This is a genomic window from Cellulomonas sp. P1_G12_2 (assembly GCF_056405535.1).
Window position 1 is genome coordinate 485407 of sequence record NZ_JBFUBX010000001.1, and the last position, 20379, is coordinate 505785.

Consider the following 20379-nt stretch of genomic DNA (forward strand, 5'->3'; position numbering starts at 1 on the left):
GGAATGGACTGGTTCATCGAAGCCGGCTCCGTGGGACACAAGTTCGCGCTGATGATCATCGCGATCCTGCTGTTCGTCGGCATCATGGGGGCGATCCTCTTCGGGATCGACAAGCTCAAGAGGGTCCCGACCTGGGTGGTCGTCGCCGGCTTCCTCGGCCCGACCCTGATCTTCGTGGTCTTCGGGTTGGTGTACCCCGGGCTCAACACGATCAAGCTGTCGCTGTACGACTCCAAGAGCAAGAACTTCGTCGGTCTCGACAACTACGTCACGGCGTTCACGCAGGACCAGTTCCAGACCGTGCTCCGCAACACGATGCTCTGGGTGATCCTGGTGCCGATCCTCGCGACGGCCATCGGGCTGATCTACGCGGTGCTTGTCGACCGGACGCGCTACGAGTCGCTGGCCAAGACCCTGATCTTCCTGCCCATGTCGATCTCGCTCGTGGGCGCCAGCATCATCTGGAAGTTCGTCTACGAGTACAAGCCGAACCAGGGCAACATCCAGCAGATCGGCCTGGCCAACCAGATCCTGGTGTGGCTGGGGCTGGAGCCGTACCAGTTCCTGCTCAACCAACCGTGGAACACGTTCTTCCTCATCGCGGTGATGATCTGGATCCAGGCGGGCTTCGCGATGACCGTGCTGTCCGCGGCCATCAAGGCGATCCCCGACGACATCACCGAGGCCGCCAGGCTCGACGGGCTGCACGGGATCGGCATGTTCCGGTTCATCACCGTGCCGAGCATCCGTCCCGCGCTGGTGGTCGTGATCACGACGATCGCCATGGGCACGCTCAAGGTCTTCGACATCGTCCGGACCATGACCGGCGGCAACTTCAACACGTCCGTCGTGGCCTACGAGTTCTACACGCAGAGCTTCCGCGCGCAGCAGGCCGGACTGGGTGCCGCGCTCGCGGTCATCCTCTTCGTCCTGGTGATCCCGATCATCGTCTACAACGTCCGGCAGCTCCGCCTCTCGGAGGAGATCCGATGACCGCCGCCTCGGCCCCGCTGCCCCCCGCCACGCTCGTCGACCCGGAGGAGGTCGACACCACCCGCAAGCCCACGCGGATGTCCCGTGCGGATGCCCGCGCGGCCGCCGTCAAGGGCAAGCTCAGCTCGCCGTGGACGTCGCTGATCGCCATCCTCATCGCGATCGTGTGGACGGTGCCCACGTTCGGCCTGCTCATCACGTCCTTCCGGCCGCGGTCGGAGATCCGGACGTCCGGCTGGTGGACCCTGCCGTGGAACTTCGAGCTCACCCTGGAGAACTACCAGGAGGCGCTGTTCGGCTCGTCGACGAGCCTGGCGACCTACTTCGTGAACTCGATCGTCATCACCCTCCCGGCGGTGATCATCCCCATCGCGCTCGCGCTCCTGGCGGCCTACGCGTTCGCGTGGATCGACTTCAAGGGCCGCAACATCCTGTTCGTCGCGGTGTTCGCGCTCCAGGTGGTGCCCATCCAGGTCACGCTCATCCCGCTGCTCTCGCAGTACGTGGACTGGGGCATCGCCGGGTCGTTCTGGGTGATCTGGCTGTCGCACTCGATCTTCGCGCTGCCGCTGGCCATCTACATCCTGCACAACTTCATGAAGGACATCCCGCCGTCGCTGGTCGAGGCCGCGCGGATGGACGGCGCCGGGCACGTGAAGATCTTCTTCCAGGTGCTCATGCCTCTGCTCACGCCCGCGATCGCGTCGTTCGCGATCTTCCAGTTCCTGTGGGTGTGGAACGACCTGCTGGTCGCGCTGACGTTCGCCGGCGGGACCACCGACGTGGCACCGCTGACCGTGCGCCTCGCGGAGCTGAGCGGGACGCGCGGGTCGCAGTGGCAGCTGCTGTCGGCGGGCGCGTTCATCGCCCTCGTCGTGCCGCTCATCGTGTTCCTGTCGCTGCAGCGGTACTTCGTCCGCGGGTTGCTGGCGGGGTCGGTCAAGGGCTGAGGGCGTCGGGCACCGCCTAGATTGAGGCGGTGCCCGCGCCCCTGCTCTTCATCCTCTCGGGGCTGACGCAGTACCTGGGCGCGGCGCTCGCGGTCGGCATCTTCGGCACGGTTGCCCCGGCCACGGTGGCGTGGCTGCGCATCGCGGTCGCCGCCGTGGTGCTGGTCCTGTGGCGACGCCCGTGGCGGTCCCGGTTCACCCGGCAGGACCTGCGCACCGCCGTGGTGTTCGGCGTCGTCCTGGGCGTCATGAACGTGGCGTTCTACATCGCCATCGACCACCTGCCCCTGGGCACCGCGGTGTCCATCGAGTTCCTGGGCCCGGTGGCGGTCGCTGCCTTCACGGGCCGCGGCTGGCGGGACCGGGTGGGCATCGCGATCGCCGGGATCGGCGTCGTCCTGCTCGCCGGGGTGAGCCTGGACACCGGGCCGGACGCGGTGATCGGGCTCGTGGCGATCGCCGTCGCGGCCACCTGCTGGGCGGCGTACATCCTGCTCGGCCGGCGGGTGGCCCGCGCGCCGACCGGCGGGATCACCGGTCTGTCGGTGGCCATGGCGGCGGGGGCGGTCGTGCTCGGACCCTGCCTGGCCTGGGGTGCCGGACCCGTGCTGCGCGACCCGCAGCTGGCGGCGCTGGTCGTCGGGATCGCGGTGTGCTCGTCGGTGATCCCGTACGCGCTCGAGCAGGTGGTCCTGCGGCGCGTCCGGGCCGCGACGTTCGCCGTGCTGCTGGCGATGCTCCCCGCGACGGCCGCGGTGATCGGGGCCGTGATGCTCCAGCAGGTGCCGCACGGGCTCGAGGTGGTCGGGCTGCTCCTGGTCTCGGGCGCGATCGTGCTGACCGGGCTCGACCGCGAGGAGCCGCCGACGGACGAGGCGCCGCCGCCGGCCTGACGTGCTGGCTAGAGGTACTGGCCCGTGGACGGGTTCCGCCCGGTGGGGTCGGTCGCGGGTGCGTCCAGGCCCGGCACCGGACCGGACGGCAGCTGGCGGCGCATGCCGCTCAGCTGGTTCTGTGCGGCCACCTGCTGCGCCACGAGCGCGGTCTGGATGCCGTGGAAGAGGCCCTCGAGCCATCCCACCAGCTGCGCCTGGGCGATCCGGAGCTCGGCGTCGGACGGCGCCTGGTCCTCGACGAACGGCAGCGTGATCCGGTGCAGCTCCGCCACGAGCTCGGGGGAGAGGCCCTCCTCGAGCTCGTGCAGGGACCGCTCGTGGATCTCGGCCAGGCGGGCGCGGGCCGCGTCGTCGAGCGGGGCGCTGCGCACCTCGTCGAGCAGCTGCTTGATCATCGTGCCGATGCGCATGACCTTCGCCGGCTGGCCCACCAGCGACACGATGTCCTCGGGCTCGTCGTCGTCGGCCTCGGCGGGGTCGATCACCACCACGCGCGGCTTCTCGTCGGTCGGGGCGGCGTCCTGCGGCTCGTTGTCGGTCACCAGGGCATTCTCACCGACTCCGGTCCTGAGCGCAGCGATCGGGAGGCTCTCTGTGCTCGCTAGGGTGTGCGCCATGGCCTGGCTCACCACACCTGCCCATGCCCGGTGGCTCGAGGACGAGACCGACCGGCTCCTCGACTTCGGACGGGCCTCGGCGGTCCCCGGCGGGTTCGCCCGCCAGGACGAGGCCGGTGCCGCGGTCGACGGTCCGCTCGAGCTCTGGATCGCGTGCCGCATGACCCACGTCTACGCGATCGGGCACCTGCTGGGCCGCCCGGGGTCCGCGGCGCTCGTCGACCACGGCCTCGCCGCGCTGACCGGCGCCTTCCACGACGACGAGCACGGCGGCTGGTTCGCCGAGGTCGAGCGCGACGGCACCCCGCGGGACACCGACAAGGCCGCGTACCCGCACGCGTTCGTCGTCCTGGCCGCCTCCAGCGCCGCCGCCGCGGGCAGGCCGGGCGCCCGCGCGCTGCTCGACGAGGCGCTCGCCGTCTCCGAGCAGCGGTTCTGGGACGACGAGGCCGGCATGGTCGTCGAGCAGTGGGACCGGGGGTTCAGCACGCTCGACGGCTACCGCGGCGTGAACGCCAACATGCACACGGTCGAGGCCTACCTCGCGGCCGCCGACGTCACCGGGCAGCGCGTCTGGCTGGACCGGGCGCTGCGGATCGTCGAGCGCGTCGTGCACGGGTTCGCCGCGGGCAACCAGTGGCGCATCCCGGAGCACTTCGACGCCGACTGGGTGCCGGACCTCGAGTACAACGCGGACACCCCGGCGCACCCGTTCCGCCCCTACGGCGCGACGATCGGCCACTGGCTGGAGTGGGCGCGGCTGACCCTGCACGCGCGCGGCGCGATCACCGCCCGCGGCGACGTCGCCCCCGCCTGGATGCTCGAGGACGCGATCTCGCTCTTCGACGCGGCCGTGCGCGAGGGCTGGGACGTCGACGGGGCCCCCGGGTTCGTCTACACGGTCGACTGGTCGGGCGCGCCCGTGGTGCGCGAGCGGATGCACTGGGTGGCCGCCGAGGGCGTGGCTGCGGCCGCGGCCCTGCACGCCGCCACCGGCGAGCAGCGGTTCGACGACGCGTACACGCAGTGGTGGGAGTACATCGGCGCGCACCACCTGGACCGCGTCGGCGGGTCGTGGTGGCACGAGCTCGGCACCGACAACCAGGTGTCGCGCACGGTGTGGGCCGGCAAGGCCGACCTCTATCACGCGGTGCAGGCGACGCTGATCCCGCGCCTGCCGCTGACCCCGGTGATCGTCCCGGCCCTGGCCGCGGGTCTGCTCGACTGACACCAGTCGGGACGTCCGCACCTCCGGTCGTCCCGGCGCTCGATCGTGCGGACGTCAGGGGATCAGCAGGACCTTGCCGAACGCCTCGCCGGACTCCAGCATCCGGTGGGCGTCGCCGGCCCGGTCGAACGGCAGCCGCGCGTGCACGACCGGACGCACGGACCCGTCGGCGACGAACGGCCACGCGTGGCGGCGGACGCCGTCCATGATCGCGACCTTCTGATGGTGCGGGCGCGAGCGCAGCATCGTGCCGAGGATGCTGGCCCGCTTGGTCAGCAGCGCCGACAGGTCCAGCTCCCCGCGGCGCCCCTGCTGCATGCCGATCACGACCAGGCGCCCGTCGTCGGCGAGCATCGCAAGGTTGTCCGCGAGGCCACCGGCGCCCAGGACGTCGAGCACCACGTCCACGCCGTGACCGTCCGTGGCGTCCCGCACCCGCGCGACGAGGTCCGGCTCGCGGTGGTCGAGGGCCACGTCCGCCCCGAGGTCGCGGACGCGGGCCGTGCGCTGCGGCCCCCCGGCCGTCGCGATCACGCGGGTGCCCAGGACGTGCGCCAGCTGGACCGCGATCGAGCCGACCCCGCCCGAGCCGCCGCGGACCAGCAGGTTCTCCCCGGGGGAGAGCCGTGCGGCCCGAAGGTTCGACCACACGGTCGCGAGCGCCTCGGGCAGTGCCGCGGCGTCGACGAGCGGCAGCCCCTCCGGGAGCCGGAGCGCCAGCTCGGCCGGCACCGTGACCAGCTCGGCGTACCCGCCGCCGGAGAGCAGCGCCGCGACCCGGTCGCCCACCTGGAGGTCGTCGGCCCCCAGGTCCGAGCCGCGCGCGACCACGGTCCCCGAGACCTCGAGCCCCGGCCACGCGGGCGCGCCGTCCGGCGGGGGATAGTGGCCCGCGCGCTGGAGCAGGTCCGCCCTGTTGACCCCGGCGGCGACGACCTCCACGAGKAGGTCCCGGGCGCCCGGGACGGGGTCCGGCAGGTCCTCGACGGCGAGGACGTCCGGTTCGCCCGGCTTGGTGATCACGACCCCACGCACGTCCGTACGGTATCGCCGCAGGCCCTGTGCAGGTCGGCGGAGCCGGGGTGCTAGCACACGACACCCGAAAGGGGTGGCCGGTCGGCGTATCCCCGCGGGTGAGGTCCATGGCAAACTCTGCCGCGGGCTAATGGTCTGGCGTCCAACAGCCGATGAAGGCCATCGGGACACTCCTGGGTCATACGGCCCAGATTGAACGACCGGCACGACCTGGTGGCAACACCGGTTGTCGGAAGACGGAAGGGAACGACATGCTGCGACGGCTCGGCATCCGCGCCAAAGTGATGGCTGTCCTTGCCGTCCCCATGATCGTGCTGCTCGCAGCCGGTGGGTACATCTCGTGGAACGCACTCTCCGAGCTGCGCTACGCCCAGGCCGCCGACAGCGTCATCACGGTGCTCCAGGCGTACACGCCGGTCTCGACCAACATGCAGGCCGAGCGGATCCTGTCGCTCAACGGCGGCACCGCCGAGCAGATCGCCGCCGCCCGCAAGGCCACGGACGAAGCGCTCGCGTCGGTCCGGCCGATCACGGCCGACCTGGACCTGAGCCAGTTCCCCAAGCCGGTCGTCGACCAGTTCGTCGAGGTCCAGCTGGCGCACAACACGATGCTTCCCGCCGTCCGTACCGGTGTCGACATCAAGTCCCAGCGTGCGCAGATCGAGCGCAACTACGCGCAGATCATCGAGGGTCAGCTGTCGCTGATGGAGCAGGTCTCCAACAGCCTCGAGAACCGCGACCTGGCCGCGCACGTCACGGCGTACCGCGAGATCGGTACCACCGCCGACAACCTGGTCGTCGAGATGATCGACGGCATCGCGCTGCTGACCACCCGCGCCGCGGCCCCCGCCTCCGTCCGCCAGTACGCCACCCAGGTCTCCGCCACCGAGCTGGCCCGCGGGCGCGCCCAGTACGCCGTCACCGCCCTGGGCGTGGACGACCTGGCGCTCCCGACCAAGGACCCGACCTCCAACTTCACGCGGATGCGCGCCCTCCTCGAGCAGGGCAACCCGCAGGGCTTCGCCCAGATCGACGTCGCGGGCTACCTCAAAGAGATCCAGGACCAGCTGGGCACCCTCTCGACGCTGAACGACGACGTCCTGACCACCGCCAGCGACGTCGCCGGCCAGGCGGTCGACGACGCACGGAGCCGGACGTTCATCACCATCGGCATCGTCGTCCTGGCCCTCGCGGCCTCGCTGGCCTTCGCCCTCCTCGTCTCCCGCGGGATCGTCGTCCCGCTGCGCCGCCTGACCAAGGCGGCGGCCGACGTCCGCGAGCAGCTGCCGCGACTCGTCGAGCAGGTGGCCATCCCCGGTGAGGGGCCGCAGATCACCCTGGCGCCCATCCCCGTGACGTCCCGCGACGAGGTCGGCCAGCTGGCCGCCGCGTTCAACTCGGTGAACTCGACCACGGTCCAGGTCGCCCAGGAGCAGGCCGCCCTGCGTGGCTCCATCGCGGAGATGTTCGTCAACGTGGCCCGCCGCGACCAGGTGCTCCTCAACCGCCAGCTGTCGTTCATCGACTCCCTGGAGCGTGCCGAGGAAGACCCGAGCACGCTGGCCAACCTGTTCCGCCTCGACCACCTCGCCACCCGCATGCGTCGTAACGCGGAGTCCCTCCTCGTGCTCGCCGGCATCGACTCGGGTCGTCGTCTGCGCGACGCCATGCCGCTGTCGGACGTGGTCCGCACCGCCTCGTCGGAGATCGAGCAGTACGACCGCGTCGAGCTCGACCTGCAGGTCGACCCGCACATGCACGGGTTCAACGCCCTCGGCGCCGCCCACCTGCTCGCCGAGCTCCTCGAGAACGCGACGATCTTCTCCGAGCCGGAGACGCCCGTCACGGTCACCACCGGTGTCTCGGGCCAGTTCGTGGTGGTCCGCATCCTCGACCAGGGCCTCGGCATGAGCGACGCCGAGCTCGACGCCGCGAACGCGAAGATCATCTCGACCTCCGCCAGCGACTCCCTGGGCAACCAGCGCCTCGGCCTCTTCGTGGTCGGCCGCATCGCCCAGCGCCTGGGCGCCGACGTCAAGCTGCTCAAGGCCGCGCACGGCACCGGCACCGAGACGATCGTCCGCTTCCCGGCCACGCTGTTCGTGATGACCGAGACCAACCTCTACGGCAACGGTGCCCCGGCCCAGCTGGCCGCGCCGCGCAACGACCCGGGCCTGCCCCAGATCGAGGCACCCGTCGTCGAGGCCGTCGACCTCGCCGCCCTGACCGACGGCCAGACGTCGCTCGGCCTGCCGCACCGCCGCCGTCGCGACGACGGCTCCGACGAGCCCGTCGGCCCGATCCCCGTCACCGAGCTGGCGCAGTCCTCCGGGCTGCCGACGCGGTCGAAGAAGACGTTCGACGAGGACAACCTCGTCCTGCCCGAGGCCCCGGACGGCCACATCGCGCCCGAGATCTCCGCCGCCGGCTCCGACTGGAAGCCGGAGACGCTGGCCCCGCTCAAGGGCGGTCTGCCGAGCCGTAGCCGTGCCGCCACGTCCGCGTGGGCGAAGCCGGAGGAGCCGACCAGCACGGCCAGCGCCCCCGCGCCCGCCCCCGCCGCTCGCGCCGGCCTGTTCTCCGGCTTCCGCGGACGCACCGAGACCCCTGCGTCCACCGACACCGGCGAGAACCTCGTCGTCCCCGGCCTCATGTCCGAGGACGAGGACCGCGCGCTGCCGCCCGCCCAGTCCAACGCCGTCCGCGCCCCGTGGATGTCGAGCGGTGCGCACGCCGCACCGGCCGAGCCGATCGTGATCCCGCAGCTCGCGGACGAGGACGACTCGTGGGAGGTGCAGGAGGCCGGCAACCGCGAGGCACGGGCCGCCGAGACCGCCGCGGCGGACGCCGCCGCGCGGGCCGAGCAGACCGAGTCCGCTCCTGCGGCCGAGGAGGCGCCCGTCTGGGAGCCGACTCCCGCCTGGGCACAGACCGAGACGCCCGCCGCGCCGACCCCGGCGTGGGAGCCCCCGGCTGTCGCGCAGACCCCGGCCTGGGACGAGCCCGCCGTGGCGGAGACCCCCGCGTGGGAGGCTCCCGCTGTCGCGGAGGCCCCGGCGTGGGAGGCTCCCGCTGTCGCGGAGTCCCCGACCTGGGACGAGACCGCCGCCGCGCAGGCTCCGGCCTGGGACGAGACCGCCGTGGCGGAGACCGCCGCATGGGAGGCTCCCGCTGTCGCGGAGACCCCCGCGTGGGAGGCTCCCGCTGTCGCGGAGGACCCGGCGTGGGAGGCTCCCGCCGTCGCGGGGACCCCGACCTGGGACGCGACCGCCGTGGCGGAGACCCCGGCGTGGGAGGCCCCCGCGGTCGCCGAGACCCCCGGCTTCGACGCCCCGGCTGCCGAGACCCGTACCTGGGACGAGACCACCGGAGCCGAGACCTCGGCGTGGGTCGCGCCCTCGACGTCCGACTCGCAGGCCTGGGACCAGGCGATCGTCGACGACGAGCCCGCCTGGCAGGCCCCCGTCGTCGGCGAGGAGGCTCCGGTCGCCCTCGCGGGACGCGTCACCCCGGCGGCAGCGCCGGCGGAGGACGTGGCTGCGCCGGACGCACCCGTGGCGCCCGTCCAGAGCTTCACCTCGTACAGCGGCTACGCCGGCTGGGGCGCCCCCGCCGCGCCGTACCAGCCGTTCGAGCGGACGCTCGACGAGGCCCGCGCCTGGCACACCGGCGCCATGCCGATCGTGCCGGAGCCCGTTGCCGCAGCTGCCCAGCCCGTGGCCGAGCCGGCTCAGGCCGTCGAGGAGCCCGAGGCGCCCGCCATTGACGACGCCGCCTGGCCGGTCCCCGTCTGGGAGCCGCCGACCTGGCAGGCGCCCGAGTGGGCGGAGCAGGCCACCGAGGCTGCCCCGGTCGCCGAGGCGGCGCCCGAGCCGCAGCCCGAGCCCGAGGTCGCCGTCGTCGACGGTGTCGCGTTCCGTCGCGTCTACCTCGAGCCCGAGCCCGCATACGGCACGGACACCGCGGCCGAGGCCGAGCCGCAGCCCGAGCCCGTCGCCGTGCAGGAGGTGCCCGCGTGGGCAGCTCCCGTGCAGGAGGCGCCGGCGTGGGCCACGCAGGCCCCGCAGCCGCAGGTCGACGAGCCGACGCAGATGTTCACGCCGATCGAGGCGGCAGCCGCCGTCACGCCCGAGCCCGTCGCGTACGCCCCGCAGGCACCCGCCTACGAGGCCCCGGTGACGTTCGCGGCACCCGAGCCCGTCGCCGCACCGGCGTGGGCGCCGACGGCGTCGGCTCCGGCCGCGCCGGCACCCGAGGCACCGTTCTCCGAGCTCGTGCAGTCGCAGTCCGACGACGCCAAGGGGCGTCGCCGCTGGGGGCTGTTCGGTCGGAAGAAGGGCGACGAGGTCACCCCTGAGCCCGCCGCCCCGGTCGCGCAGGCGCCGGTCGCCCCGGAGCCCGCCAGCCAGGTCGCCCCCGTGCGGACCTCGGCGTGGACGTCGGAGTCAGCAGCTCCGCAGTCGCCGTCCGGCGCGGACTCGTCGCAGTCGTGGATGGCGTCGACCACCTGGTCGGCTCCGGCACCTGCCGCGCCGCTGCCCAAGGCTCCGGCTCCCCTGGAGCCCGCCGGCGCCGGCCAGTGGTCGCCGCCGGAGTGGGCTGCACGCCCGGGCGGCAACCGCGCCCCCTCGTCGACGGTCCCGCAGCCCGCGCTGCCGCCGTCGGTCGCGCCGCGCGTCGGCACGCTCGACGACGAGGTGGCCGCCATGCTGGCCCTTCGTTCGGACATCCAGGAGCAGGCACTCTCCGAGCTCTCCCAGCTGTCGGCCTACCGGCCGGCCGCGACGGGTGGCAACGCGGAGCGCCTGATCAAGCGAGTCCCCACAGCTGTCCCGGCGACGACCGTCTCCGAGGACGAAGGGAAGCCCGTGGAGCGTGATGCGGACCAGCTCCGGTCGCGTCTGTCGAGCTTCCAGTCCGGGACCTCTCGTGGCCGTCGTGCCATGGAGGACCCGTCCGGCCAGAACGGCGTGAGCTGATGACTGCCCCCAACCCCACTACCGTCGTCACCGCCATGGTGGCGTCTGACCCCGCAGTCATCGACTGCACCAGCAAGGAGGAAGTGTGACCGCGCTCAGCACCGATGCAGCCAACTTCGGCTGGCTCCTGGACAACTTCGTCCGGACCGTGCCCGGCACTCGCCACACACTCGTGGTGTCTGCGGACGGTCTCCTCATGGCGATGTCCGAGCAGCTCGACCGCACCAGCGGCGACCAGCTCGCGGCGATCGTCTCCGGGATGTCAAGCCTGACCCGTGGCGCCGCGCGCCAGCTCCGTGCGGGGGAGGTGCGTCAGTCGATCATCGAGATGGACTCTCTGTTCCTCTTCCTCATGAGCGTCTCGAACGGCTCTGTCCTCGCCGTGGTCGCGGAGTCCAGCTGCGACGTGGGCCTCGTCGGCTACGAGATGGCGATGCTCGTCTCCCGTACCGAATCGACCCTCACGCCGCAGCTCATCTCCGAGATGCGGGGTCAGCTCCCTGTCGACGGCGTCACTCGCACGCCGGTCGCCTGAGGCTACGGAGAGAGACAGACACATGACAGAGCACATCGAGTACGAGGCCAGGACGGTCCGGCCCTACGCCGTGACCGGTGGCCGCGTGCGCTCGGCGCGCTCCGACCTGCCTCTCGAGGCGCTGGTCGAGGCAATGCCCGGCGCCGTCACGAGCCAGGGGCTCCCGCCTGAGAAGCGGGCGATCCTGCAACATGCCGCCTCCAACTACATCTCGGTAGCCGAGCTCTCCGCTCTGCTCCACCTGCCGCTCGGCGTGATCCGGATCCTCGTGTCCGACCTCTCCGACCAGCAGTTCGTGCGTGTGCACACCTCACAGCCGGTCGAGGTCAACACCGGTGAGTCCCCTGCCCTGTCCCTCAGCGTGCTGGAGAGTGTTCTCAATGGCATTTCCGCCCTCTGACGCCGCTGTGGCCGCTCCGGCGGGCACGGCAGGAAGCGTCGCACCCACCGTCGTCAAGATCGTCGTCGCAGGCGGCTTCGCCGTCGGCAAGACGACCTTCATCGGCTCCATCTCGGACATCGAGCCCCTCAACACCGAGGCCGCGATGACCGAGCACTCTGTCGGCGTCGACGACGCCGGCGGTGTGTCGGACCGCAAGACCACCACCACGGTGGCGATGGACTTCGGTCGCATCGCCCTGCCGGGGTCGCTCTGGCTCTACCTGTTCGGTACCCCTGGCCAGGACCGGTTCCTGTTCATGTGGGACGACCTGGTCCGCGGCGCCATCGGTGCCGTCGTCCTCGTCGACACCGACCGGCTCGACCAGTGCTTCCCGGCCGTGGACTACTTCGAGAGCCGTGGCATCCCGTTCGTCGTGGGTGTCAACTGCTTCGACGGCGTCGCCAAGCACCAGCTGGACGACGTCCGTGAGGCGCTCGCGATCCCGGCGCACGTGCCGGTGCTCTACACGGACGCCCGGTCGCGCGCGGCCACCAAGCAGGCGCTGATCTCCCTCGTGCAGCTCGCGATGGAGCGTCTGCGCAGCCGGTGACCCGAGAGGTCTCACCCGACTGCGGCCGGTCCCCTGCGGGGGACCGGCCGCAGTCGTCCGTCGACCAGGTGAGGGATCATGGGGGCGTGACCGCCTCGCCCTTCGGCCCGTCGCCGCGACCGCGCGACGACGGTAGCGCGGTCCTGCCGCAGCCACGGCCGGCGCCCGACGACGAACCCCGGGCGGTCGAGGTCCTGACGCCGGATGTCGTGGCACCCGTTCCTGCGCCGACACCCACGCTCCGCGTGTACGCGGACGGGTCGGCCCTGTCCCGGTATCTCGTGGGTGCACCGTGCCGCGCGCAGTGGCTCGAGTGGACCGCCGACCACGAGGGTGAGCTCCTCACCACGCCGCTCGGCCTGACCGAGCTCCGCCGTGCAGCCCGTCCGCGCGGCGTCGAGGCGACCGGCGTGGCCCACGACGTCGAGGAGCGCCTCGAGGTCATCCGGTTCTCCGACCAGACGCTCCGGGCGGCCACCAAGGTGTCCGGCGTGCTGCCGCCGTTCATCGCGCTCCACCTGGGGGCCGCGCTGGCGCACCCGGGGGTCGGGGGCGTCGCCACCTACGACCTCCAGCTGGCGCAGGCCTCGGCCCTGCACGGGCTGACGATCGTCTCGCCCGGGTGGCCGGCCGGCTGGTGGGAGCGGGCCGGGGGGTAGGTGCTCTTCCGCGCGGCGCCTCGCGGGCCTAGTTTCGGATCGTGACTCACGACGGTGGAGCGCTCCGAGACCCAGCACCCGATCTTCGGGGGGTCAGGCCCGCGCCGCCCCTCGTTCCCTCTCGCCGCCGGGCCGCCGACCCGGTGACGCACCTGACGCGCGAGGAACGCGAGGCCCGAGGGGCCGCCGCCCGGGTTCTGCTGCCGCGGGATCGGCTTGCACACCTGGGCGCGGGGGACTCCCGGCCCGACCCGATCGAGCTGTTGGTGTCGCAGGGCACGACGCGGCTGCCCGAGCTCGTCCCGCTCCGGTACGGGCGCATGGCGACCTCCTCGTTCGCGTTCTACCGCGGGGCCGCGCTGCTCATGGCGTCCGACCTCGCGGCCGTCCCCGACTCCGGGCTCGACGTCCAGCTCTGCGGCGACGCGCACATGTCGAACTTCGGCGTGTACGGGACGCCGGAGCGGCGGATGCTGTTCGACCTCAACGACTTCGACGAGACCCTCCCCGGACCGTTCGAGTGGGACGTGAAGCGTCTGGTGGCGAGCGTCGAGGTCGCGGCGCGGAGCATCGGGGTCGACGACCGGGAGCGGCGGAAGATCCTCACGGAGGTGGCCAAGACGTACCGGACGGCGATCCGCGACCTTGCCGACAAGGGGAACCTCGAGGTCTGGTACGCGCGGATCGACATCGACGACTTCCTGCACGAGCACCGCGACGACTTCGGCAAGGCGCAGCTGAAGCGGACGGAGTCGTCGGTGAAGAAGGCGCGGACGCACGACCACCTGCGGGCAGTGGGAAAGCTGACGGAGATCGTCGACGGGCGGCGACGGTTCCGGTCGGACCCGCCGCTGGTCACCTCGCTCGAGGAGATCCTCGGCGACAAGGCCGCGCGCATCTTCACCGCGGCGATGGGTGAGCTGGTGCGGGCGTACCAGAGCAGCCTGGAGCCGGCGCGTCGGCACCTGCTCAGCCAGTACCGGGTGATCGACATGGCACGCAAGGTCGTCGGCGTCGGCAGCGTCGGCACCCGGGCGTGGATCCTGCTCCTGCAGGGCGTCGACGAGGACGACCTGCTCGTCCTGCAGGCCAAGGAGGCGCAGGTCTCGGTGCTCGAGCAGTTCCTGGGCGCCAGTGAGTACACCCAGTCCGGCCAGCGCGTGGTCGAAGGTCAGCGGCTCATGCAGGCCGCGAGCGACGCGCTGCTCGGCTGGCAGCGGAGCACGGGCATCGACGGCATCGAGCGTGACTTCTACATCCGTCAGCTGCGGGACTGGAAGGGCTCGGCGGTCATCGAGGAGATGCGGCCGGACGGCTTCCGCCGGTACGGCGGTCTGTGCGCCTGGACGCTGGCCCGCGCGCACGCCCGGTCCGGCGACCGTGTCGCGATCGCGCGGTACCTCGGCGGCTCCAAGGAGGCCGACGAGGCGTTCGCCGACTTCGCCGTCGGCTACGCCGACCGCACCGAGCAGGACCACTCCGCGCTCCTGTCGGCGATCGACTCAGGACGGCTGGAGGCGGTCCACGGGGTGTAGCGCCGCGGCGGCGGCCGCCACGACCGTCGCGTCGGTGGTCGTGTAGCCGGCCGACCCGCCGCCGGGTCCCCCGGACTCGTCGACGTGCCGGCTGGCGGACAGGTGCACGGCGTCGACGCCGGTGCCCAGCAGCGCGGGGATGTCGTCGGGCCGCACGCCGCCACCGGCCATGACCTGCAGCCGGCCCGCGGCGTGCGCCACCGTGGCGGTAAGGCGGAGGAGGCCGTCGACGCTGCGCGCGGCACCGCCGGAGGTCAGGACGCGCACGACCCCGAGCGACACGAGCTCGTCGACGGCCGGAGCCAGGTCGGTCAGCGTGTCGAACGCCCGGTGGAACGTGACCTCGCGCCCGTCGGCGGCCTCCACCAGCCGCGCGACCGCGTCCCGGTCCACGGAGCCGTCGGGACGGAGCGCACCGACCACGACGCCGGCGGCACCCGCGCGCACCGCGGCCCGGACGTCCCTGACCTGGACGGCGAGCTCGTCGGGCGGGTAGACGAACGACCCGGCGCGCGGCCGGACCAGCACGTGAACGCCCACTCCCGACGGGACGGCCGCGAGGGTCGCGTCGAGCAGGCCGATCGACGGCGTGATCCCGCCGGTGGCGGCGAGCGCGGCGCAGAGCTCCAGCCGGTCGGCGCCGAGCCCCGCGGACGCGACCGCGCCGGCCACGTCCTGCACCGCGATCTCGAGCGCGGTCATGCCCAGGACAGCAGCGGCTCGCCGGCGGACACGGTGTCGCCGGGGAGCGCGAGGCGGGTGAGGGCGTCGGAGCCGGCCTCGAGCCCCACGACCGGGCACACGGGCGACCGGCCGCCGGCCGCGACCGCGGACGGGTCCCAGCTCAGGACGACCTGCCCCGCGGTGACGACCGAACCCTCGGTGGCGTGCAGGGTGAACCCGGTGCCACCGAGCTCGACGGTGTCGATGCCGAGGTGCACGAGCACCGCGCGGCCGTCGTCGTGCTGGACGACGAAGGCGTGCGGGTGCAGCTTGACGATGGTGCCGTCGATGGGGGAGATCACCTGGGCGGTCGCGGAGCGCTCCGGGTCGAGCGCGAGCCCGGGGCCCACCAGCTCGGCCGAGAACACGGGGTCGGTGACGTCGCCGAGTCCCAGCACCTGGCCGCTGACGGGGGACAGCACGGTGAGCAGGATCGTCACCGGAGGTCCTCGATGTCCGAGGCCAGCGTGTCCGCCTCGGGCCCCACGATGACCTGCACCGCGACCCCGGACCGCACGACGGCGATCGCGCCCGCCGCCTTGAGCCCGCGCTCGTCGACGAGCGCGGGGTTCTCCACCTCGACCCGGAGGCGGGTGATGCAGGGCTCGAGGTCGAGGACGTTCGCGTCCCCGCCCAGCGCTGCCAGGATCTTCTCGGCCTTCGTCATGTCTGGCACCCTCACATCAGCTCGTCGAGGTCGGTGGCGATGAGGTCGACGTGCGGGCCGACGACGACCTGCACCACCCGCCCGGAGATCATGACGCCGAACGCGCCGGCGGCGCGCAGCCCGGCGGCGTCGACACGGCTCGCGTCACGCACGAGCGACCGCAGCCGCGTGGTGCACGGCTCGATCTCGTCGATGTTGTCGACGCCTCCGAGGGCGGCCAGGATCGCCGCCGCCTGGTCCTTGCTCTGCGGCCTCATTGCCGTCCTCCTGTGGTGGGTGCGTGTGCCGGCTCGAGGTCACCCTCGGCCCGTCGTCGGGGAACCAGTGCGGGCCGCGGCGCGCGCAGCGGGACCCACACGCTGTAGCGGTCGGCGCGGTAGCAGGCGCGGGAGAACATCGTCGCGGTGTCGACGGAGTAGGTGCGACGCTCGGCGCGCAGCACGGCACGGGCGTCGCCGAGCCCGAGCAGGGACGCCTCCGTGTCGGTGGCCTCGTCGGCGGACAGCGTGTCCTCGCCCCACTCGGGGGCCAGCCCGCGGTCCCGCAGCGCCTCGTACATGCTCGCCGGGGGCCCGTCGTCGAAGAGCGTGGGTGCCAGGGCGACGGGCACCCACGCCTGCTCGATGCAGATGGGGACGCCGTCGGCGCTGCGCACCCGGTAGAGGAAGTGCACCTTCTGGCGGGGCTCGAGCTCGAGCGCGGTGGCGACGTCGGGGGTCGCGGAGACGACCTGAGCGGTCAGCACGTTCGTGGCGGGTTCCATGCCGCGCCGGCGCATCTCCTCGCCGAACGTGGTCAGCCGCATCTCGAAGTCCATGCGCTTCGGCGCGACGAACGTGCCGCGCCCCTGCTCGCGGACCAGGACGCCGTCGGTGACCAGCGTGTCGACGGCCTGCCGCACGGTCATCCGGGACAGGCCGAACTGCTGGCTGAGGTGCCGCTCGGAGGGGATCGCGTCGCCGACCTGGAGGTCCTGGGCGACGAGGGTGGCCAGGTGGTCGCGCACCGTCAGGTACTTGTGCGCGCTGCCCTGCTCCGACTCGTCCACGCGCGGCCACTCCTTTGCGACGACGGTCTGCGTCGTCGTGACGTGACCCTTGACACATCATGAGGTCTAGACCAGTCTGCTCGCAACTGGTCCAGACCAGACACCCCCCCGAGAGCTTCAGGACCACCCATAGAGGAGTGCTCCATGACCACCGTCACCGCCGACGCCACCCAGAAGCGGGGCATCCCCGGCCTCGCCCAGCTGCAACGCATCGGCCGCTCGCTGATGCTGCCCATCGCCTCCCTGCCGGCCGCCGCGCTGCTGCTGCGGCTCGGTCAGCCCGACATGCTGGGCGCCGACGGCCTCGGCGCCCACGCCGCGTGGCTCCTTCCCGTGGCTGCCGTCCTCGGCGCCGCGGGGAACGCCCTGTTCGCCAACCTCGCGCTGCTGTTCGCCGTCGGCGTCGCCGTCGGGTTCGCGCGCAAGTCGGACGGCTCCACCGGCCTCGCGGCCGTGATCGGGTACCTCGTGTTCAAGGGCGTCAGCGACGCGCTCTCGCCCTACGTGCTGGGCAAGCCGGTCGGGGACGACCCGCAGGAGCTCATCAACTACGGCGTGCTCGGTGGCATCGTCATGGGCCTCGTGGCCGCGCTGCTGTTCCAGAAGTACTACCGGATCAAGCTGCCCCCGTACCTGGCGTTCTTCGGCGGTCGGCGCTTCGTGCCGATCGTCACCGCGGGTGCCGCGATCCTGGTCGCCGTCGTCGGCGCGCTGATCTACCCCGCGTTCGACTCCGGCTTCACGGCGGTCGGCGACTGGGTCACCAGCTCGACGATCCTCGGCGCCTTCGTCTACGGCACCATGAACCGCCTGCTCGTCCCGATCGGCCTGCACCACCTGCTCAACTCGCTGCCCTGGTTCCAGTTCGGCTCGTACACGGACGGCAACGGCGACGTGTGGCACGGCGACATCGCGCGGTTCCTGCACGGTGACCCGACCGCCGGCACGTTCATGACGGGCTTCTTCCCGATCATGATGTTCGCGCTCCCCGCAGCCGCCCTGGCGATCGTGCACACCTCCAAGGCCAAGAACCGCAAGATCATCGCGGGCATCATGGGCTCGGCCGCGCTGGTCTCGTTCGTCACCGGGGTCACCGAGCCGCTCGAGTTCGCGTTCGTCTACGTGGCCTACCCGCTGTACGTCATCCACGCGATCCTCACCGGCACGTCGCTGGCGCTGGTCAACGCGCTGGGCATCAAGGACGGGTTCGGGTTCTCCGCGGGCGCGATCGACTACCTGCTGAACTTCCGGATCGCCACGATGCCGCTGCTGCTGATCGTGATCGGGCTCGGCTACGCGGTCGTGTACTACTTCCTGTTCCGGTTCGTCATCACGCGCTGGAACCTGCGGACGCCGGGCCGCGAGGACGACGACGACGGCACGGTCCAGGTCTTCCCGACGGACGACCAGGTGCAGGCCGACAACGCCGCGCAGAAGGCCGCGTCGGACGAGCCGGCCCCCGCACGATGACCGCAGCGGTCGCCGCCGCACTGACCCTGAGGGGGTTCGGGGTCAGCCCGGGCCGCCGGCTGGGAGTCGTGGCGCGCATGCCTGACGCCCCGCCGGCACCGTCGCCCGAGCCGTCGGCTCCGGGCACTGACCTGGTCGCGGCGGCGACCGCGGTGGACCGCGCGGCGGCCCGGGTCCAGGACGACCTGGCCCGGGCCGCCGAGGCGGCGAGCGGTGAGGCGGCGGACATCCTCGTGGTCACCGCGGCGATGGCGGCCGATCCGACGCTCGCCGACGAGGCCCGTCGGCGGGTGCTGGAGACCCGGGCGACCCCCGCCCGGGCCGTGTGGGACGCGGCCGAGCTGGTTGCGGAGCAGCTCCGCGCTCTGGGCGGGTTGTTCGCCGACCGCGCGGCTGACGTCCAGGACGTGCGCGACCGCGTCATCGCCGAGCTGCTCGGCCTGCGGCCGCCGGGCGTGCCGGACCCGGGCATCCCGTTCGTCCTGGTGGCCGGCGACCTGGCGCCGGCAGACACCGCGCGGCTCGACCCGGAACGCGTGCTGGCCATCGTGACCGCCGGCGGGGGGCCGACGGCCCACACGGCGATCCTCGCGCGTTCCCTGGGCATCCCGTGCGTGGTCGCCGTGGTCGGGGCGGAGGCGATCGCCGACGGCGAGACGGTCCTCGTGGACGGCTCGGTGGGCGAGGTCGTGCGGTCCCCCGACGTCGACATGGTCGAGCGGGCAGCACGGACGAGACCCCGCCCGTCCCGCCTGGAGCGGCCGGGTGCCACGTCCGACGGTCACGCCGTCCCGCTGCTGGCCAATGTCGCGGACCCGGCGGGTGCCGCGGCCGCCGCGGAGGCCGGGGCCGAGGGCATCGGGTTGTTCCGCACGGAGTTCGAGTTCCTGGGCCGGACCACCGCGCCGGGGATCGCGGAGCAGGTGGCGGCCTACTCGCGGGTGTTCGCCGCATTCCCGGGCCGACGCGTGGTGATCCGCACGCTCGACGCGGGCGCCGACAAGCCGCTGCCGTTCGTGACGGCGGCGGGGGAGCCCAACCCCGCCCTCGGGGTGCGCGGGCTGCGTACCTCCTGGGCGCACCCCGGGGTCCTCGACGACCAGCTCGCGGCCATCGCCCAGGCCGCGTCGTCGTCGTCGGCCGACGTCTGGGTGATGGCCCCGATGGTGGCCACCGCCGACGAGGCCGACGGCTTCGTCGAGCGCTGCGTCGCGCACGGCCTCCCGCAGGCGGGGGTGATGGTCGAGGTGCCCGCGGCCGCGCTCCGTGCCGGCGACCTGCTCCTGCACGCGCGGTTCGCGAGCCTGGGCACCAACGACCTCACGCAGTACGCGATGGCGGCGGACCGGGAGCTGGCCGGCCTGGCGCGGCTGTCGACCCCGTGGCAGCCGGCCGTGCTGTCGCTGATCCAGCTGGCCTGCGCGGGCGCAGCGGCCCGCACCAGGCCCGTCGGCGTCTGCGGCGAGGCGGCGGCGGACCCGGTGCTCGCACCGGTGCTCGTCGGGCTCGGCGTCGCGTCGCTGTCGATGACGCCCCGGGCCCTGCCGGACGTGGGCGCGGTGCTGGCGGCCGTGACGCTCGAGCGGTGCCGCGAGCTGGCCGGCCTCGCCCTCGCGCAGCGCACGGCCGACGAGGCGCGGTCGGCGGTGCGTGCGTCGCTGGACGTGCTCGAGGAGCTGGGTCTCTAGGCGGTCTGCAGGAGGAACTGCTCGAGCGCGTCGATCGAGGCGACCGCGTCGGCACCGTCGTCGTCGGTGGCCAGCACCACCTCGTCGCCCACCCCGACGCCCAGCGTCATGATCGCGAGGATCGAGGCGGTCGCCACAGGGTCGCCGCCGGCCCGCGCGATCGTGACCCGTGCGGGCTGGCTGGCGGCGGCCGCGACGAACTGCGCGGCGGGGCGGGCGTGCAGCCCTCCGGGAAGAGCGACGACGACGGAACGCTGCATGGCCTGCCTCCAAAGACGGGTCGACGATGACCTGGCGACTCTACTGGTCTAGACCATGTACGCGCGACTTGCTGTGGGAGACTCGTGCCGCTGCGGGCCTGTGC

General features: G+C 72.7%; 20 protein-coding genes. 12 read left to right on the forward strand and 8 right to left on the reverse strand.

Annotated features, from left to right (window positions below):
- The first annotated feature begins 3 nt into the window (after nucleotides 1-3).
- Genes AC1DXT_RS02420 through AC1DXT_RS02430 form a run of 3 tightly spaced genes read left to right on the forward strand, consistent with a single transcriptional unit; the run spans nucleotide 4 to nucleotide 2836 of the window.
- Nucleotides 4-993, forward strand: a complete 990-nt coding sequence (locus AC1DXT_RS02420) for a carbohydrate ABC transporter permease (protein ID WP_477059779.1) — start codon at nucleotides 4-6, stop codon at nucleotides 991-993.
- Nucleotides 990-1943 carry a carbohydrate ABC transporter permease gene (locus AC1DXT_RS02425; protein ID WP_477059780.1) on the forward strand — a complete coding sequence of 318 codons (954 nt, stop codon included), beginning with the start codon at nucleotides 990-992 and terminating at the stop codon, nucleotides 1941-1943. Before AC1DXT_RS02420 ends, AC1DXT_RS02425 begins: the two co-directional genes overlap by 4 nt.
- A gap of 29 nt (nucleotides 1944-1972) precedes the next feature.
- Nucleotides 1973-2836, forward strand: a complete 864-nt coding sequence (locus AC1DXT_RS02430; RefSeq protein ID WP_477059781.1) for an EamA family transporter — start codon at nucleotides 1973-1975, stop codon at nucleotides 2834-2836.
- Between the two features lie 8 nt (nucleotides 2837-2844).
- Here AC1DXT_RS02430 and AC1DXT_RS02435 read toward each other — a convergent pair whose 3' ends face one another.
- A complete protein-coding gene (locus tag AC1DXT_RS02435; protein WP_477059782.1) occupies nucleotides 2845-3381 on the reverse strand; it encodes a bacterial proteasome activator family protein in 537 nt (178 codons plus the stop codon).
- Between the two features lie 73 nt (nucleotides 3382-3454).
- On the opposite strand from AC1DXT_RS02435, the gene AC1DXT_RS02440 reads away from it, so the two are divergent.
- Entirely contained in the window at nucleotides 3455-4684 is a 1230-nt protein-coding gene (locus AC1DXT_RS02440; protein ID WP_477059783.1) for an AGE family epimerase/isomerase, read from the forward strand.
- A 54-nt stretch (nucleotides 4685-4738) separates the two neighbouring features.
- On the opposite strand, the gene AC1DXT_RS02445 is transcribed toward AC1DXT_RS02440, so the two are convergent.
- Nucleotides 4739-5719: an NAD(P)H-quinone oxidoreductase gene (locus AC1DXT_RS02445; protein ID WP_477059784.1), complete on the reverse strand. Its 981-nt coding sequence runs from the start codon at nucleotides 5717-5719 to the stop codon at nucleotides 4739-4741.
- A 251-nt stretch (nucleotides 5720-5970) separates the two neighbouring features.
- Here AC1DXT_RS02445 and AC1DXT_RS02450 point away from each other — a divergent pair, with 251 nt between their 5' ends.
- The 6 genes from AC1DXT_RS02450 (at nucleotide 5971) to AC1DXT_RS02475 (ending at nucleotide 14419) form a co-directional block, all read left to right on the forward strand.
- Nucleotides 5971-10698, forward strand: a complete 4728-nt coding sequence (locus AC1DXT_RS02450) for an ATP-binding protein (protein WP_477059785.1) — start codon at nucleotides 5971-5973, stop codon at nucleotides 10696-10698.
- Between the two features lie 85 nt (nucleotides 10699-10783).
- Entirely contained in the window at nucleotides 10784-11233 is a 450-nt protein-coding gene (locus AC1DXT_RS02455) for a roadblock/LC7 domain-containing protein (RefSeq protein WP_477059786.1), read from the forward strand.
- Between the two features lie 22 nt (nucleotides 11234-11255).
- Nucleotides 11256-11633, forward strand: a complete 378-nt coding sequence (locus tag AC1DXT_RS02460; RefSeq protein ID WP_477059787.1) for a DUF742 domain-containing protein — start codon at nucleotides 11256-11258, stop codon at nucleotides 11631-11633.
- Nucleotides 11614-12225 carry a GTP-binding protein gene (locus tag AC1DXT_RS02465; RefSeq protein WP_055916480.1) on the forward strand — a complete coding sequence of 204 codons (612 nt, stop codon included), beginning with the start codon at nucleotides 11614-11616 and terminating at the stop codon, nucleotides 12223-12225. Before AC1DXT_RS02460 ends, AC1DXT_RS02465 begins: the two co-directional genes overlap by 20 nt.
- An 86-nt stretch (nucleotides 12226-12311) precedes the next feature.
- Entirely contained in the window at nucleotides 12312-12884 is a 573-nt protein-coding gene (locus tag AC1DXT_RS02470) for a hypothetical protein (protein WP_477059788.1), read from the forward strand.
- A gap of 266 nt (nucleotides 12885-13150) precedes the next feature.
- Nucleotides 13151-14419: a DUF2252 domain-containing protein gene (locus tag AC1DXT_RS02475; protein WP_477059789.1), complete on the forward strand. Its 1269-nt coding sequence runs from the start codon at nucleotides 13151-13153 to the stop codon at nucleotides 14417-14419.
- Here the strand turns inward: AC1DXT_RS02475 and AC1DXT_RS02480 are convergent.
- From AC1DXT_RS02480 to AC1DXT_RS02500, 5 genes are read right to left on the reverse strand one after another with little or no spacing between them, the layout of a single operon-like run.
- Nucleotides 14387-15121: a copper homeostasis protein CutC gene (locus AC1DXT_RS02480; protein ID WP_477059790.1), complete on the reverse strand. Its 735-nt coding sequence runs from the start codon at nucleotides 15119-15121 to the stop codon at nucleotides 14387-14389. The two genes, AC1DXT_RS02475 and AC1DXT_RS02480, sit on opposite strands and share 33 nt — an antisense overlap.
- A complete protein-coding gene (locus tag AC1DXT_RS02485) occupies nucleotides 15118-15582 on the reverse strand; it encodes a PTS sugar transporter subunit IIA (RefSeq protein ID WP_477059791.1) in 465 nt (154 codons plus the stop codon). Before AC1DXT_RS02485 ends, AC1DXT_RS02480 begins: the two co-directional genes overlap by 4 nt.
- Nucleotides 15579-15809, reverse strand: coding sequence for a PTS sugar transporter subunit IIB (locus tag AC1DXT_RS02490; RefSeq protein ID WP_056091320.1), 231 nt, complete (start codon nucleotides 15807-15809; stop codon nucleotides 15579-15581). The genes AC1DXT_RS02485 and AC1DXT_RS02490 overlap by 4 nt, the downstream gene beginning before the upstream one ends.
- Nucleotides 15810-15820: 11 nt before the next feature.
- Nucleotides 15821-16066, reverse strand: a complete 246-nt coding sequence (locus tag AC1DXT_RS02495; protein WP_056085872.1) for a PTS sugar transporter subunit IIB — start codon at nucleotides 16064-16066, stop codon at nucleotides 15821-15823.
- On the reverse strand, nucleotides 16063-16857 hold the full coding sequence (locus AC1DXT_RS02500; RefSeq protein ID WP_477059792.1) for a GntR family transcriptional regulator: 795 nt from the start codon (nucleotides 16855-16857) through the stop codon (nucleotides 16063-16065). Before AC1DXT_RS02500 ends, AC1DXT_RS02495 begins: the two co-directional genes overlap by 4 nt.
- 144 nt (nucleotides 16858-17001) lie before the next feature.
- Here AC1DXT_RS02500 and AC1DXT_RS02505 point away from each other — a divergent pair, with 144 nt between their 5' ends.
- Both AC1DXT_RS02505 and ptsP read left to right on the forward strand, forming a co-directional pair.
- Nucleotides 17002-18327, forward strand: coding sequence for a PTS transporter subunit EIIC (locus tag AC1DXT_RS02505; RefSeq protein WP_477059793.1), 1326 nt, complete (start codon nucleotides 17002-17004; stop codon nucleotides 18325-18327).
- The gene (ptsP, locus tag AC1DXT_RS02510; protein WP_477059794.1) at nucleotides 18324-20015 is read left to right on the forward strand and encodes a phosphoenolpyruvate--protein phosphotransferase; all 1692 of its coding nucleotides are present in this window, start codon (nucleotides 18324-18326) and stop codon (nucleotides 20013-20015) included. The genes AC1DXT_RS02505 and ptsP overlap by 4 nt, the downstream gene beginning before the upstream one ends.
- Here ptsP and AC1DXT_RS02515 read toward each other — a convergent pair.
- Nucleotides 20012-20275, reverse strand: coding sequence for an HPr family phosphocarrier protein (locus AC1DXT_RS02515; RefSeq protein ID WP_477059795.1), 264 nt, complete (start codon nucleotides 20273-20275; stop codon nucleotides 20012-20014). The two genes, ptsP and AC1DXT_RS02515, sit on opposite strands and share 4 nt — an antisense overlap.
- Between the last annotated feature and the right edge of the window lie 104 nt (nucleotides 20276-20379).

Coding starts and splice junctions, on each gene's coding strand:
- AC1DXT_RS02420 (WP_477059779.1), top strand. CDS start 4: ATGGACTGGTTCATCGAAGCCGGCTCCGTGGGACACAAGTTCGCGCTG.
- AC1DXT_RS02460 (WP_477059787.1), top strand. CDS start 11,256: ATGACAGAGCACATCGAGTACGAGGCCAGGACGGTCCGGCCCTACGCC.
- AC1DXT_RS02495 (WP_056085872.1), bottom strand. CDS start 16,066: ATGAGGCCGCAGAGCAAGGACCAGGCGGCGGCGATCCTGGCCGCCCTC.
- AC1DXT_RS02465 (WP_055916480.1), top strand. CDS start 11,614: ATGGCATTTCCGCCCTCTGACGCCGCTGTGGCCGCTCCGGCGGGCACG.
- AC1DXT_RS02440 (WP_477059783.1), top strand. CDS start 3,455: ATGGCCTGGCTCACCACACCTGCCCATGCCCGGTGGCTCGAGGACGAG.
- AC1DXT_RS02450 (WP_477059785.1), top strand. CDS start 5,971: ATGCTGCGACGGCTCGGCATCCGCGCCAAAGTGATGGCTGTCCTTGCC.
- AC1DXT_RS02425 (WP_477059780.1), top strand. CDS start 990: ATGACCGCCGCCTCGGCCCCGCTGCCCCCCGCCACGCTCGTCGACCCG.
- ptsP (WP_477059794.1), top strand. CDS start 18,324: ATGACCGCAGCGGTCGCCGCCGCACTGACCCTGAGGGGGTTCGGGGTC.
- AC1DXT_RS02505 (WP_477059793.1), top strand. CDS start 17,002: ATGACCACCGTCACCGCCGACGCCACCCAGAAGCGGGGCATCCCCGGC.
- AC1DXT_RS02480 (WP_477059790.1), bottom strand. CDS start 15,121: ATGACCGCGCTCGAGATCGCGGTGCAGGACGTGGCCGGCGCGGTCGCG.
- AC1DXT_RS02490 (WP_056091320.1), bottom strand. CDS start 15,809: ATGACGAAGGCCGAGAAGATCCTGGCAGCGCTGGGCGGGGACGCGAAC.
- AC1DXT_RS02515 (WP_477059795.1), bottom strand. CDS start 20,275: ATGCAGCGTTCCGTCGTCGTCGCTCTTCCCGGAGGGCTGCACGCCCGC.